Here is a 15206-nt window from a genome sequence, read left to right as displayed (position 1 = left end):
AAATCTATGGCTTATAACAAAAAATGGCGATGAAAGATAGACTGGGCAAGGCGCTGACATCGGTTATAATAGCTGCGCGTCCATTCATTTTAGGATGCCAAAATTCCACGTTGCTAAGGATTGATAATGAGTAGTGATCAGCACGCACAAAAGCAAGCCGCTGCCAAGGCTGCATTGGCTTACATCGAAGATGATATGATATTGGGTGTGGGCACAGGCAGTACTGTCAACTGTCTGATTGAATTGTTGCCCACGCTGAGACTTGCTGGTGCCGTTGCAAGCTCACAAGTGACTGAAGACAAATTGCGCGCGCTGGGTATTGACATCGTTGACTTGAACTTTGCAGGTACGCTTGATGTTTATATCGATGGTGCCGATGAGGTCAATGCGCAGCTACAAATGGTTAAAGGTGGCGGCGGCGCGCTGACCCGCGAAAAAATCGTTGCCGCAGCATCAAACAAATTTGTCTGTATGGTGGACGAAAGCAAAACCGTTGACATTCTAGGACGCAGTTTTCCAATACCTATTGAGGTGCTACCACAAGCGCGCTCTTATGTGGCACGTCAGTTGGCACAGCTTGGTGGTGAACCCGTTTACCGTGAAGACTTTGTCACCGATTATGGTAACGTGATTTTAGATACGTATGACTTAGACGTCAGCAACCCGATCGCGTTAGAACAGCAGCTGAACAACATCGTCGGTGTGGTCTGTAACGGTATTTTTGCAGCCAACCAAGCTGATATCGTGTTGCGTGCTGGTAAGGATGGCGTGACCACGTTGACGCGCTAAACAATCAATAAGCTCAATACGGATGAGACTGGTATTTAATACAGCCAGATGCAACCATAGGTTTAAAGAACACATAAAAAAGGCAGAGATAACGATCTCTGCCTTTTTTAGTGCTGATAAGTAAGGCAGTACTTATAGCTTGATTTTGTCTTGTAACAAAAATTCCATCAATGCTTTTTGGGCATGCAGGCGGTTTTCGGCTTCATCCCATACCACAGAGCGTGGGTCATCGAGCATATCGTGTGAGATTTCCTCACCGCGATGCGCTGGCAAGCAGTGCATAAAGACCACTTCAGGATCAGCTTTATCCAGTAAGGATGGCGTCACTTGATAAGGGGCAAAGCGGCGAGCGCGGGTGTTTTGTTCCGACTCTTGTCCCATACTGGCCCAAACGTCAGTGACAATCAGGTTGGAGTCTTTTGCTGCATCTTGTACGTTTTCGACCAAACTGACACAGTGTGAGAAGCGCTCCATCAGTACAGGATCAGGCTCAAAGCCATAAGGCGCGGCCACGCGCAGCTCAAAGCCAAACTGGTTCGCTGCCTGCATGAATGAAGAGCACATGTTGTTGCCATCACCGACCCAAGTGACGATCTTGTTTTCGATGCTACCGCGATGCTCATAATAAGTCTGCATATCAGCCAACAGCTGACAGGGGTGAAATTCATCGGTCAACGCGTTGATAATGGGTACGCTAGAGTATTCAGCAAAAGTTTCGACCTTTTCGTGACCAAAGGTACGAATCATAATGATGTCGACCATGCTTGAGATGACGCGTGCAGAGTCTTCGATAGGCTCGCCGCGCCCGAGCTGTGTGTCATTTGGTGATAAGAAAATGGCGCTGCCACCAAATTGTCCCATACCCGTCTCAAAAGAAATACGCGTACGGGTTGAGGATTTTTCAAAAATCATGCCCAAGGTGCGACCAACAAAAGGCTGGTATACCTCGCCTGCGTGCTGCATGCGGCGTAATTCACTGGCACGCTTGATCAGCGCTTGTAGTTCTTGTCTGGTTAAATCCGATAAGGTCAAAAAATGGCGCAAACTCATAGCAATCCTAGCAGTCGATCACAGTCAATGAAGCGTCGTCAAAGCGTGGTTAAAATCGGTGATTAAGCGATTCTATATTGACAACAAACTTTTAGTATATCGCAATTACTTTTAATGTAAACGCCAATTTTATCAAAATCCGTCTGGAATAAGATTAAGCCAAAACACGAGTTGGTCGTGTGCTCAGTCGGCACAGCAGCTCATAGCCAATGGTGTTGGCGCAGTGGGCAACCTCATCGACATGCGGCACTGCGCCCCACAGCACCACCTTGCTATCAAGGGCAATGTCGATAGGCGCGGCGCTTAAATCAACCACAATCATATCCATCGCCACACGGCCGCGTACCATACAGCGGTAGCACTCGTTTGTGTGACCATCAACCACCGCGACATACGCGCACTCATCGACTACGCGTGGGTAACCATCGCCGTAACCGATGCTGACCAGTGCCACCTTGGTATCTTGCTCCGCGACCCAGCGGCTACTATAACCGATCGCTTCCCCTGCGCTGACTGTTTTTATGGCCATGATCTGGGCGCTAAATTCCATTACTGGTTGTAGGTTTAAGTCATCCGCACGCTGATCCGCCACAGGCGAGCTGCCATAGAGCATGATACCTGGACGTACCCAGTCGTGGTGATGCTCAGGATAGTTGACAATAGCGGCAGAGTTACATAGTGAGCCTTGGATATCGGCGCTGATGTGCTGTTGTAAGTGGCTTAACGTGTCATTGAAGCGCTGAATTTGTACAGCATTTAAGGGATGATCGTGTTGATCGGCATTGGCAAAATGGGTGGCCAAAATCAGCTGATAGCCTGCATCGTGTAACTGCTGGGCGGCCTCAATAACCCCTGTATCATCAAAGCCCAGACGGTTCATACCCGTGTTGTATTTAAGCCAAACCACGCTCGTTGCACTATGAGCGGGTGGCATGTTTTGCAGTGCCCATTCTAGTTGTGGTTTGTGATGAATCACGCAGCTCAAATCATGCTCAATCGCTTGTTGCCATTCATCAGCACTAAAGGCACCCTCGATCATACCAATGGTTTTGTCCCAGCCAAGCGTTCGTGCTTCTAGCGCCTCTTGTAGCGTTGCCACGCCAATACCATCCGCATGACTGAGTGCAGGTAGCACCGCTGCCACGCCATGACCGTAAGCATTGGCTTTCACCATTGCCAATACTTTGGCGTTTGGGGCGCGCTGTTTGACTTGGTTGAGGTTGTGGGTGAGGGCGGCACGGTTAATGGTGACAGTACGCATGGCAAGTTCTCTACTGGCAATAGGATAAAGGGGATGGCGTTTGGTGCGGCCTTGCTATTTACGGCACTTAAATACGTATGACTTGAGTGCGCGTGGCCGCCAGTGGCAGTTTATGAATTTTCATTGATATTTTAAAGTCATTTACGCAAGGCACATATAAATAAAAATGGTTGGTGATGCCGTTTGTTCGTTTTATTCATCATCAAAGCTGACGCCTTGATAATATTCAGGCGTCAGGTTGATAAAGCGGGTAAACTGACCTTCAAAGCCTAAGCGCACCGTACCAATCGGGCCGTTACGCTGCTTACCGATGATGATCTCTGCCACGCCCTTGATATCTGAGTTTTCGTTATAGACCTCATCACGGTAAATAAACATAATCAAATCGGCATCCTGCTCAATCGCACCTGACTCACGCAAATCTGACATGATCGGGCGCTTGTTTGGGCGGTTTTCCAAGCTACGGTTGAGCTGTGATAGGGCAATCACTGGACACTCAAGCTCCCGCGCCAAGGCCTTTAGACTGCGCGAAATCTCAGAAATCTCGCCCACACGGTTGCCATCTAGGCTGGGCACTTTCATCAGCTGTAGATAATCGACCACGATAGCGCCCAAACGGCCATCATGGTTTTTGGCGATACGGCGACAGCGTGAGCGCAGCTCAGAGGGTGGCAAGGCGGTACTGTCATCAATGTATAAATGCTTGGATTGCAAATGCTGGATCGCATTCATCATTTTTGCCCATTCGTCTTCATTCATCTGCCCTGAGCGCAAATGAGTCTGATTGATCGCGCCCCAAGAAGAAAGCAGACGCATAACGATAGATTCGGCGGGCATCTCCATTGAGAAGACTACTACAGGCAAGTCCTCATTAAACAAAACCCCTTCGGCCAAGTTCATAGCAAAAGTGGTCTTACCCATCGATGGACGCGCCGCTACGATAATCAAATCCCCCGCTTGCAAGCCTTGGGTTTTGTTATTCAGCTCAGCAAAGGGCGTTTGTAGACCAATCATGCCGTCGGGATTGGACTTGAGCTCTTGAATTTGGTCAATGACGTTGGTCAGTACCGAGGTAATCCCGACAGGGCCACGCTGCTCAGCGCGCTTGTTGTGCTGCTCATTGATGCTAAAGACTTTTGCCTCAACACGATCTAAAATGTCACTGACCGTCTGATCTTTGGGGTTGTAGGCAAGGCTGAGCATTTCATTACCTGTGGTGATCAGCTGACGCAGCGTTGACAACTCACGCACGCGCTGAGCATAGGCGGTGAGGTTAAATAAGGTTGCAGGGCTTTGGCTTAAAATATCCGCCATGTAGCTGTCACCGCCCGCGCTTTTGAGCAGTTGTTGCGCTTCAAGCCAGTCATGCACCATCACTGTATCGTAAGGCTCGTTGACCGCAGCGAGGTGCGCGATGGCATCAAAAATATGCTGATGTCGGCCTGCATAAAAATCATCTTTGGTGACGATATCGGCAATTTTGTCGTACGCCTCTTCGATGCTCATCAGCGAGGCCAGCAGCGCTTTTTCAATATCAATATTGTGCGGCGGTTGCTGATTGAGTAAGTCGTCGGTTTTGCTGGTATCTGCCATGAGTGCCTAAGAATGCCTAAAGTGTTTGAACAAAAATGAGGGTGCAACAATCAACAGCCTAGCACCAATAAATCGTGCGTATTGCTGATCAATTTGGTTACCCAATATGGGCAGAGTCATTGTTAAGTGACAACAATGAATGTACCAAAACCTGCGTAAATGGCAGTGTGATTGATGCTACAATCAAAAGCGAAAGTCTATCACATTATGGTTTTTTTTGCGGTGGCAATCGGCAATTTTATCTGCATAATACAGTCGTTTGTGACGCTCGAAAATAGTCCAAAAATAGTAATAAACAGGTGTTTGATTGCGATAATGATCGCCTTTGTTTTGCATACATGATGCATTAAATCACGCCCTAAAGACATTAAAAACAAGGACCCTCCAATGCAAAAATTACCACTATTGATCACCACAGGCGAGCCGGCAGGCATTGGTATGGACGTGGTGTTACTGCTGGCACAAGCAGGAAAACTGCAAGCGTTTGAGCGTCCCATTTGGGTACTGGCTGATGCTCTCGCGATGCAGGAACGCGCTGAAGATTTGTTGGCGGCAGGCATATTGACCGATATCCCTTCGTGGCAAACGCTCAAGGTTGATGCCGCCGGTACAGTAGGCGTTGATGGTGCGCTCAGCGCCACTTACGACCAGCAGGTCGCATCGGCTGACCCAGCAAGCACCAAACCTGTACCTGCCTTTACTTTGTTAAATGTGCCTTGCGCTGCGCCTGTGGTTGCAGGTCAAATTGACACCACCAATGCGGCAATGGTCGTCAAGCAGCTCGACATCGCGCACCAATTGGCCACCAACAAAACCGTAGCTGCCATTGTCACTGGCCCACTACAAAAATCGGCACTGATTGATGCGGGTATCAAACTGCTTGATGGGACAATGTTTAGCGGTCATACCGAGTTTTTTATGCAGCAAAGCGGCTGTGATAAAGTGGTGATGATGCTGGCCAATCCAGCGATGAGGGTGGCACTGGTGACGACTCATTTGGCACTCAAAGACGTGCCAGCGGCCATCACCACAGAAAATGTCAGACGAACCGTGCAAATCGTGCTCAGCGATATGCAAACCAAGTTTGGCATCCCTTCACCGCGTATTCTCGTGTGTGGCCTCAACCCGCACGCAGGTGAGGGTGGTCATTTGGGGACAGAGGAGATGACCATCATCAACCCAGTCTTACAGGCCTTTGCCCAAACTGGCGCTGATATCTCGCAGGCGATGCCTGCTGATACCCTGTTTACCACGCGTCATTTACAGCAGTGTGATGCGGTGATCGCCATGTATCATGATCAAGGATTACCTGTACTCAAGTCACATGGTTTTGGCGATACGGTCAATCTAACCTTGGGCTTGCCTTATATTCGCACTTCCGTCGATCATGGCACGGCGCTGGATTTGGCTGGACGCGGCGGGGCGTCTGCCAGCAGCCTACTACAAGCCATTATTATGGCCGATGACATGGCAAGCAAGGCATCGATATTGATGTGACGTGTCGCTATGAATGGCAGTATAAACATAACGTCATATCTGCCAAACGTCCGATCACCGACTGATTGTGAGCTGTGTTATACTGATTGGTTACCTATTGAAGATGCTGCTGCGGGCGATGACCGTGCTTACACGCCGCTTCAGCCGCCAGCTTGATAGCCACTTGCGCAGCATTTTACCCCTAATTTACTTCCCATTTATACATTAAGACTCTTTTATGTCCAAAACTTCATTTGATGCTCAAACCCTTTCTAATAGCCTACGTACTGCCAAGCACCAACCACGTAAACGCTTTGGTCAAAACTTCTTGCATGATGCCAGCGTGATTCGTGAAATCGTTGAAAGCATTCGCTTAGAGCGCGATGATAATTTGATTGAGATTGGCCCCGGTATGGGCGCATTGACGGAGCCGTTATTGGCGGAAGTGGACGCGATGACAGTCGTTGAGCTGGATCGTGACCTTGCCGACAGCTTGCGGATCCGCATTGGTGCCAACAGCCACCCCAATTTTACCATCATCAAAGACAATGCCATGCAGGTCGATTATCGCGAGCTGTATAGCCCAGAGCGCGGCAAACTGCGGGTGGTGGGCAACCTGCCTTATAACATCTCAACGCCGATACTGTTTCATCTGCTCAGTTACGCCGACATCATTCAAGACATGCATTTTATGCTGCAAAAAGAAGTGGTCGAGCGTATCACCGCAGACGTCGGCAGCAAAACCTACGGTCGCTTGTCGGTGATTATGCAATATTACTGCGATACCGACTATTTACTCACTGTACCCAAAGGTGCATTCAATCCGCCGCCCAAAGTAACCAGTGCTGTTTTTCGCCTATCGCCGCACATTCAAAAGCCAATCGTCGCCGATGATGAGGACTACTTTGCGATCGTGGTACGAGAAACGTTTAACCACCGCAGAAAAACCCTGCGTGCCATCTTTAAAAAATCAACACTACTGCCCACCCTGACTGAGGCGGATTTTGAAGCCTGCGCGCTTGACCCACAAGCACGCCCTGAGACTTTGAGCGTGCGAGACTTTGTGGCACTGAGCAATCAAGCCAAAGCTGTCGAAGCGGCGCAAGTAGAGGCAGGCGAGTAAGTAGGATAAACGTTTGAATTAGGGACATGCCCTAGCAATAGACAGCAATTTGAGGGATTATGAGTTTTCGTCATCAGTATGTTATCGGTGATCTGCAAGGATGCTATGCCGCGTTTCGTCAATTTCTCAGCGCCATCGACTTTGACCCCAACCAAGATAAGTTATGGTTTGCGGGTGATTTGGTGGCGCGTGGTGAGGATTCGCTCAGTACTTTGCGTGATGTCAAAGCATTGTGTGAACAAGGTGCCGCTGCCACGGTATTGGGCAATCACGACCTGAATTTACTGGCAGTATGGCGCGGCGCGACCAAACTTAGAAAAAAAGACCACACCGCACCGATTTTTACCGCAGCGGACTGCGATGAGCTGCTTAATTGGCTGCGTTTTCAGCCGATCTTGGCGTATCCAGATGAGCATACGGTATTGGTACATGCGGGTATACCACCGCATTGGTCGATTGATGACGCGGCTGATTATGCCAAACAACTAGAGAGACAGTTGCAAAGCAGCCTACCACAGTTAGACCGCATGTTGCCGCATCTATATAGTAGGCACGCCGATGTTTGGGATAAAAACATTCATGGGTTTGCCAAGATGCGGGCGATTGCCAATTATTTCACTCGCATGCGCTTATGCCAGCAAGACGGTATGCTGGAGTTTAGCTTTAACGCAGGCTTGAATCAGCCGATGCCAACCGATTTTTTGCCATGGTTTGAGTGGCAAGTGCCGCGCACGCGGAAGATATTGTTTGGTCATTGGGCAGCGCTTAAAGGTGAGGTTGACTTGCCCCATGCCCGCGCACTTGATGGTGGCTGCGTGTGGGGTAACTATTTGCTGGCGTACCGTTTAGGTGATGGCAAAGTGATCACCTCAAGTGCAGGTTGCGAAGCGCCTTAAACAGGCTAGGGCGGGATAAATGGCAGTCGTGTATTTAGCCCGCGCCGCCTATATGGCTACTGCCATCAGCCGTCCAAGGTGTCTCGTTACTGAGGCAGATTGGGCGGCTTTTTTGGTTTTGGTAGCGGCGTTTTGGCATCGCCGCTGGCTTTGCTGTCAGGGTCATCAGGGTCGGTGCTATCGGTTTCTGGCGCACGACTGTGTATGGTTTTGGTTGTCTGATCATAATGGATATCACTGGCGTAAGGCACATTATTCAGATCATCATCTATCAGCCCATCATCAAGATCAATAATGTTGATATAAGGGGTGTCGTAAGGATTGCCTTTGACGGTGGTGGTATCACCCATCTCTGACGTATTATTTTCGGTTTGCGGCGATTCATAATGAATATCGCTACTGGGTTGCTGGTTGTCTTTGCGCAGTGATTTTGGCAGTACTTTGACATCAGATAAACGTCTGACCACGTAGTTGCTGGGTAGCGGTTTGCCGCCTTTTTGCGCCACATGATCCTCAAAAATCATATGCCCTTGACTGTCGATACGCGCATAAGTCATAGGCTCATGCCGTGGCCAAAAAAAGTCTGAAGGGTGACTGAAGATATGACCGACAATCAAGCGGGTGAGACGACCCCATTCAAAGAAGCGCACTTCTTTAGAGCGTAGCGCGACAAACAGGGCCAATGAAAAGCTGACCAATAAGTTGACCACACCGATGAGCGCTACGCCAAGGATAGAGATGGCGATCAAATGCCAGCTCATCTCTGACGCTGATAGGTTAAACAATCCATGTGCTAAGTTGGCTGAGGCAAAGGCGATGTGACGGATGTCTATGGGTAAGCCGAACAGATAACCGATGGTGGCGGTACTGCCCAAAAAGACACCGAACAAAAAGTTACCCATGATGGCGCCTAAGTTGGCCTCGACAAAGCCGCCCAAACGGCTAAGCCACGAAGCAGGCATGAGTCGCTTGAGTAGCGGGTGGCGGCGAATGCGCGCGCCGACATGGTTGTAGACGGCTAAGTTGTCATAATAACCGGCGATCAATCCTGATAAAAACAAATACACCCCAGCAATGGCAGCATGCGGCAGCGCCAGTGAGCGAAAGGGGTCAAGATCATGCAGTAGATGTGCCGCTTTATCGGTGTCAATCATGGGCGTGCCAGTATATTGCAGCCACGCAAAAGAGATGATCAGTGCCAGTGGAATCGCCAGCATGATATTACCCATGATAGCGATAAACTGGGTACGCAAAATATCTACCACCAACTCGGAGAGCTTGGTCAGCTGATGAGATTTTTTGCCCGAGCCTTGCGAGATGGTCGAGGCAATGGCAGCTGCAGTCATGGCGGGCTGTTTGGTCGCAACGGTACCGTGAACGACATGAATAAACACAAAGCCCAAGCCATAAATCATGCTGTTGACAAAGGCGCGTCCCATCGGCGCCAATACCAGCTCGTATGACAAAATCTTGATGGTGGCCATAAAGGCGATAAAAAAGCCGCCGATGGAGGCTTTTTTGAACATCTTTTGGTAACCGCGCTTGTCGGTACTGATGTAGTGCTCACCAACACGGCTGGCATTTTCGGTGACTTTACGTGAGAGCAGCTTGGTATTGTTATCGATCAAATAACCAATACTGTAACGGCGGTTGGCGGTGGTGATGAGGCTTTCAATCAGCTCAATTAAGGCCTTGTCGCGGTTGTCTGTCGAGTCCGCGACCAGCTCGGTTAAGATGCGCATCCGCTGTAGGCTTTGGTCAAGGCGCAGCATCATATTAGTCAGGCGGATAGAGATGCCTGTCTTATAAATGCGTTTACGCACCGTGGCGACGATATCTTCGCACTGCTCAAGCATCACCAAGAGTGGCGCAGGATCGACCGCTTGCTCTGGCGTAATGTCAGTCAAGGTGTCCAGCTCGTGCGCTTGACGGTATTGATTGACAAACAGCACCGCTTCTTGATTTTGCGCCACAAAGGACGCCGAATAATTGAGTATTTGTGGGTAGGCTTCCATCAAGTCAGGGTGTAACCCCACGCCGCTAATGCGGTACGACAAGATCACAATCGCATTTAAGATGCTATTTTTGACGGTCGCCACTAAGTGCAAATGCGTATCGGCAACGCGCAGCAGCTCCACCAACTCATCCCACTTTTCTTTATCAATCAGTGCCAGCCAGCGTTCATCTTGGCGTTTATGAAAAAGATAAGCGATCAGCTCTACCACAGAGTCGTCTTGGGGCAGTAAGGGCAAAAAGCGATGACCGACCAAGCGGCGCAGGCTACTAAAAAAGCCCTGATCGGACATGATGCCTGTATCAGTATATAGCGCGATTTGGCGGTACTGAATAATCAGCTGTAGCACAAAGCTGGCCAAGCCATCGGCGTATTCAGGATGCTGACGCAGGGTATCAATCAGCGTTTGCATGTGCTGATTGGCTAGGGCAGGCTCTTTATCCGTGGCTCGCAGCTCATCAATCAAGCGCCTGAGTACCGACGGCTCGGGCACATCGCTCAGTGCGGTAATCTGCTGTAAGATACGTTTTATCTCTGACACATGGTACCCTTTATGATTATTAAATATGGTGATCAACACAGTAAAATAATTGTGACTGCTGATGGTGTTCGGCGGATAAGCCGCCTCTTTTTTTGGCAGTCATATGAACGTATTCTAATCATAACCGCGTGTGACTGCTGAGTTATTTTGTTAGCAAGTTTATTTTTGCCATAAAAAAGGACAGTTAAATAACTGTCCTTTTCCTCTTAAACACAGCGCTATATCAGCATAGATTAGCTGGCTGGCACGTTGAAGTAGTCCAAATCAAAATTCATCATTGGCTCGCTGCCTGCCTGCACCATCTGAGCGTGCGCCTCAATACGTGGCAATATGCGTCCGACAAAGTAGTCTGCAAGCTTGGCTTTGTTTTGATAAAACTCGCCTTCTTTGCCGTCTGCCGCTTCCACCATCATGGCAAACATATAAGCGTAGCATAGGTAGCCAAACGCATGCATATAATCTACTGCGCAGCCATTGATTTCATTTTTACGTGAGCCAATGTTGGTTAGAACCGTTTGTGTCAGGGTCTCAACAGTGTCTGCGGCGGCAAGCGTGGCGTCTTTGATGCCATGATTGGCTTGCATGTTACTGATATAATCGCGAATTTCTGCTAAGAAGTTGGTGATGTATTTGCCCTCGTTGCGCGCCACTTTACGACCGAGCAAATCAAGCGCTTGGATGCCGTTTGCACCTTCATAAATCTGAGCGATACGAGTATCACGAACGATTTGTTCCATGCCCCATTCACGAATATAGCCATGACCGCCAAAGCACTGCTGACAGTCCACTGTGGCTTCCAGTGCTTTATCGGTCAAAAACGCCTTAGCGACTGGGGTCAATAGTGCCACACGCGCTGCCGCTGCCTTAGCCGCTTCAGGGTCACTGCTGAATTTTTCGGTATCGAGCTGCTTGGCGACATACATGGCAAAACAACGTGACGCCTCGGCATTGGCTCGGGCGTTGAGCAGCATACGGCGCACATCGGCATGATGGATGATAGCATCGGCAGGTTTTTCAGGGCTTTGGATTTGTGTGTCACTGCGACCTTGACCACGCTCTATGGCATATAGTGCCGCGTTTTGATAAGCCAGCTCAGTGCCGCCAAGCCCTTGTAGGCCCATAGTGACACGCTCATAATTCATCATGATAAACATAGAAGAGAGGCCAGTATTTTCTGCACCAACCATCCAGCCTTTGGCGCTGTCAAAGTTCATCACACAAGTGGCTGACGCCTTGATACCCATCTTATGCTCAATGGAGCCTGCTGCCAGCGTATTGCGCTCACCCAAGCTGCCATCATCATTGACCAAAAATTTCGGTACGACAAACAACGAGATGCCTTTAGACCCTTCAGGTGCATTTGGGGTTTTGGCCAGTACCAAATGAATGATGTTTTCAGTTAAATCGTGCTCGCCGCCAGTAATAAAAATCTTCGTACCTGAGATTTGGTAGCTGCCATCATCGTTAGGGACGGCTTTGGTTTTGATGATCCCAAGGTCAGTGCCCGCGTGCGGCTCGGTCAAGCACATGGTACCCGACCACGTACCTGCGTACATGTTTTCAAGATAAATTTGCTTTTGTTCTTCTGAAGCCGCCGCATTCATACATAGTGTCGCGCCCACAGTCAGATTGGGATAAAGGGTAAATGATTGATTGGTGGTAAATAGCATCTCTTCGGTCAGCATGGTGACCATTTTTGGAAAACCTTGTCCGCCGTACTCCGGGTTGCCGCCAAGGCCTACCCAGCCTGCATCCGCGTATTGCTCATAGGCTTCTTTAAAGCCTGCAGGGGTCTTGACCACGCCATCGCCTTGATAGGCCGCGCCTTCTTCGTCACCGCTTTGGTTGATGGGCAGCAAGACATTTTTAGAAAATTTGGCCATTTCTTCTAAAATCATATCGACCGTTTCCATGTCCACATGAGATAGATTGTCATTGTTTTGCCAAAATTCATGCGCCTTGAACACATCAGTTAGGATAAAGCGCATGTCGTTGAGGGGAGCGTTGTAAACAGCCATAATCAGTCCTTTGTTTTGAATCATTAATATAAAATTGCTTAACGTCAGGCGGTAGCGCATCACTATTATTGTCTGTATTTATCCACGCTATTTGTCCAAGCGGTGATACTGCTATTATCAGGGCTAGCCCGTCTGAGCATAATCAAAGTCTAGCAAATTCATCTTTAAGCTTGTGTATCTCTTCGTGAATTGTGCGTACACCAAAAGTTTGCAGAAGGTGGTTTATAAAAAATGATGGGTTATAGATCGTCGGTGGCAGATAATAAAATCGGCAACATACCCAAGCATGCTGCCGATAGAAAATAAGTGACTCGTGGTGACTTGTGATAATTAGGGACACGCCCTAAACACTCAAACACGGCGCTCAGTAAAGCGATTGCTTAAAACGCGAACTGGTCTACGTCCATATCCATGTACGGCTCGACACCTGTACCGATACGCTGCACGTAGGTGCTGGTACGTGGTAGGAGCTTGGCAAAATAAAACTGTGCGGTTTTGATTTTGGCATCATAAAATGCGTGTTCGCCAGTACCATTAGCAATTGCCGTTTGTGCCACCAGCGCCATGCGCGCCCAAAGGTAGGCGAGGGTGACATAGCCGCTAAAGTATAAGTAATCCACCGCAGCACCGCCGACGGCCTCTGGCGTTTCGGTTGCTTGCATGCCAATACGTGCGGTCAGATCGCCCCACTCTTTGAGATGGCGGGCAAGCGGGCGGACAAACTGTCCCATCTCGTCGTTGTCCGCATGTTCTTGGCAGAACTCGCTGATGATGTTGGTAAAGTTGGCCAGCATCTTGCCTTGTGAGCCCAAGACTTTACGGCCCAATAAATCGAGTGCTTGGATTTCAGTCGTGCCTTCATAGAGGCAAGCGATACGAGTGTCGCGCACGTTTTGCTCCATGCCCCATTCGCTGATAAAGCCGTGCCCACCGTAGACTTGTACGCCATGGTTGGCAGCTTCTAAACCTGTCTCAGTCAAAAAGGCTTTGGCAATAGGGGTGAGCAAAGAGAGCATTTGATCGGCAAAGGTCAGTGCCTCGCCTTCACCTTTAGCCACGGTATCGGTGAAGTGTGATAAATAGTACACCAAGGCACGACCGCCCTCGGCAAAGGCTTTTTCGGTCAACAGCATATTACGTACGGCAGGGTGGACGATGATCGGATCAGCCACTTTATCTGGGGCTTTGGCACCTGAAAGCGCACGCATGGCAAGGCGGTCTTTAGCATAGCTGAGCGAGCCTTGAAACGCATATTCTGCAGCAGTGACGCCTTGAATGGCCGTACCAATACGGGCAACGTTCATAAAGGTAAACATGCACTGTAGGCCGCGGTTTTCAGGGCCAATCAGGTAGCCTGTTGCACCATCAAAATTCATCACACAAGTGGCTGACGCTTTGATACCCATTTTGTGCTCGATAGAGCCGCATGCCACCGCATTACGTTCGCCCAAGCTGCTGTCTTCGTTGACCAAAACTTTTGGCACGATAAACAATGAGATACCTTTGGTACCCGCAGGGGCGTTGGGCAAGCGCGCCAACACGATATGGACAATGTTGTCAGCCAAATCATGCTCGCCTGCTGAGATGAAGATTTTTTGTCCCGTGATGCGGTATGTACCGTCGCTGTTTGGTTCCGCCTTGGTACGAATAATGCCCAAATCAGAACCTGCATGGGCTTCGGTCAAGCACATGGTACCTGACCATTCGCCTGTGACCATTTTTTCTAGGTAAGTGTTTTTTTGTTCGTCAGTACCGTGGTGTTCAATGGTTTGAATCGCACCATGAGACAAGCCTGGATACATCGAAAATGACCAGTTGGCCGTACCCATCATCTCATTAATCACGGTCGAGACTGAGATGGGCAAATTTTGACCACCAAACGCTTCTTCTGCAGATAGGGCAGGAAAACCGAGTTCACAGTACTGAGTGTAAGCCTCTTTAAAGCCAGAAGGGGTGGTCACCACGCCATTGTCAAACTGGCAACCTTCAGCGTCGCCGCTTTGGTTGAGTGGAGACAGCTCATTTTCGGCAAAGCTTGCCGCCATCTCAAACAAGCTGTCCATCAACTCGCGATCTGTTTCTTGAAATTTTGGTAGGCTTTTGTAGTGGTTTTCGCTATCGAGTAGCTCATGCATGACAAATTGCATATCACGTAAAGGGGCTTTGTATTGCATAGTATAAAATCCTTTTTCAAAGGTATGAACAGCAGCATAATAACCAGCACCGTCACATCGGTGACTGCTTATTTATCATTGCTTGAGCATATAGCGATGCCGCCAATCATAAAAATGGTAATAAGAGCGCGTCAATGACGTATTGCCACTGCCAAGCATAGGGTAGGGGCGCTCCGTAAATTCACCATAAAAGATAGGCGTTCAGTCAGGATTATACAAGTTGCGTGCTAAAACTGATAAGTCATGAACCCATCTTGCATCCAAGCAATAT

Annotated in this window: 10 protein-coding genes; 4 read left to right on the top strand and 6 right to left on the bottom strand. The window is 49.1% G+C overall.

The window, feature by feature from the left end; genetic code table 11:
- Positions 1-126 precede the first annotated feature (126 nt).
- Positions 127-789, top strand: coding sequence for a ribose-5-phosphate isomerase RpiA (rpiA, locus tag ACFI32_RS04085; protein WP_462625227.1), 663 nt, complete (start codon positions 127-129; stop codon positions 787-789).
- 132 nt (positions 790-921) lie between these two features.
- Here the strand turns inward: rpiA and argF are convergent, their stop codons facing one another.
- The 3 genes from argF to dnaB form a co-directional block, all read right to left on the bottom strand.
- On the bottom strand, positions 922-1839 hold the full coding sequence (gene argF, locus ACFI32_RS04080) for an ornithine carbamoyltransferase (RefSeq protein WP_462625226.1): 918 nt from the start codon (positions 1837-1839) through the stop codon (positions 922-924).
- A gap of 154 nt (positions 1840-1993) precedes the next feature.
- Positions 1994-3100: an alanine racemase gene (gene alr, locus ACFI32_RS04075; protein WP_462625225.1), complete on the bottom strand. Its 1107-nt coding sequence runs from the start codon at positions 3098-3100 to the stop codon at positions 1994-1996.
- A gap of 192 nt (positions 3101-3292) precedes the next feature.
- Positions 3293-4693 (bottom strand): replicative DNA helicase, encoded by a 1401-nt coding sequence (gene dnaB, locus ACFI32_RS04070; protein WP_462625224.1) that lies wholly within the window; start codon positions 4691-4693, stop codon positions 3293-3295.
- Positions 4694-5080: 387 nt separating this feature from the next.
- Here dnaB and pdxA point away from each other — a divergent pair, with 387 nt between their 5' ends.
- The 3 genes from pdxA (at position 5081) to ACFI32_RS04055 (ending at position 8188) form a co-directional block, all read left to right on the top strand.
- A complete protein-coding gene (gene pdxA / locus ACFI32_RS04065) occupies positions 5081-6190 on the top strand; it encodes a 4-hydroxythreonine-4-phosphate dehydrogenase PdxA (RefSeq protein WP_462625223.1) in 1110 nt (369 codons plus the stop codon).
- A gap of 217 nt (positions 6191-6407) precedes the next feature.
- Positions 6408-7292, top strand: coding sequence for a 16S rRNA (adenine(1518)-N(6)/adenine(1519)-N(6))-dimethyltransferase RsmA (gene rsmA / locus ACFI32_RS04060; protein ID WP_462625222.1), 885 nt, complete (start codon positions 6408-6410; stop codon positions 7290-7292).
- A 59-nt stretch (positions 7293-7351) separates the two neighbouring features.
- A complete protein-coding gene (locus tag ACFI32_RS04055) occupies positions 7352-8188 on the top strand; it encodes a symmetrical bis(5'-nucleosyl)-tetraphosphatase (protein WP_462625221.1) in 837 nt (278 codons plus the stop codon).
- Between the two features lie 86 nt (positions 8189-8274).
- Here the strand turns inward: ACFI32_RS04055 and ACFI32_RS04050 are convergent, their stop codons facing one another.
- The 3 genes from ACFI32_RS04050 to ACFI32_RS04040 all read right to left on the bottom strand — a co-directional run bounded on the left by ACFI32_RS04050 (position 8275) and on the right by ACFI32_RS04040 (position 14935).
- The gene (locus tag ACFI32_RS04050) at positions 8275-10743 is read right to left on the bottom strand and encodes a site-specific recombinase (RefSeq protein WP_462625220.1); all 2469 of its coding nucleotides are present in this window, start codon (positions 10741-10743) and stop codon (positions 8275-8277) included.
- 233 nt (positions 10744-10976) lie between these two features.
- A complete protein-coding gene (locus ACFI32_RS04045; RefSeq protein ID WP_462625219.1) occupies positions 10977-12761 on the bottom strand; it encodes an acyl-CoA dehydrogenase C-terminal domain-containing protein in 1785 nt (594 codons plus the stop codon).
- A gap of 380 nt (positions 12762-13141) precedes the next feature.
- On the bottom strand, positions 13142-14935 hold the full coding sequence (locus ACFI32_RS04040) for an acyl-CoA dehydrogenase C-terminal domain-containing protein (protein WP_462625218.1): 1794 nt from the start codon (positions 14933-14935) through the stop codon (positions 13142-13144).
- Positions 14936-15206: the final 271 nt, after the last annotated feature.

The sequence above is a fragment of the Psychrobacter sp. PSi21 genome (assembly GCF_054960615.1).
This window is presented reverse-complemented; position numbering and strand designations above follow the sequence as displayed.

Coding starts and splice junctions, on each gene's coding strand:
- rpiA (WP_462625227.1), top strand. CDS start 127: ATGAGTAGTGATCAGCACGCACAAAAGCAAGCCGCTGCCAAGGCTGCA.
- argF (WP_462625226.1), bottom strand. CDS start 1,839: ATGAGTTTGCGCCATTTTTTGACCTTATCGGATTTAACCAGACAAGAA.
- alr (WP_462625225.1), bottom strand. CDS start 3,100: ATGCGTACTGTCACCATTAACCGTGCCGCCCTCACCCACAACCTCAAC.
- dnaB (WP_462625224.1), bottom strand. CDS start 4,693: ATGGCAGATACCAGCAAAACCGACGACTTACTCAATCAGCAACCGCCG.
- pdxA (WP_462625223.1), top strand. CDS start 5,081: ATGCAAAAATTACCACTATTGATCACCACAGGCGAGCCGGCAGGCATT.
- rsmA (WP_462625222.1), top strand. CDS start 6,408: ATGTCCAAAACTTCATTTGATGCTCAAACCCTTTCTAATAGCCTACGT.
- ACFI32_RS04055 (WP_462625221.1), top strand. CDS start 7,352: ATGAGTTTTCGTCATCAGTATGTTATCGGTGATCTGCAAGGATGCTAT.
- ACFI32_RS04045 (WP_462625219.1), bottom strand. CDS start 12,761: ATGGCTGTTTACAACGCTCCCCTCAACGACATGCGCTTTATCCTAACT.
- ACFI32_RS04040 (WP_462625218.1), bottom strand. CDS start 14,935: ATGCAATACAAAGCCCCTTTACGTGATATGCAATTTGTCATGCATGAG.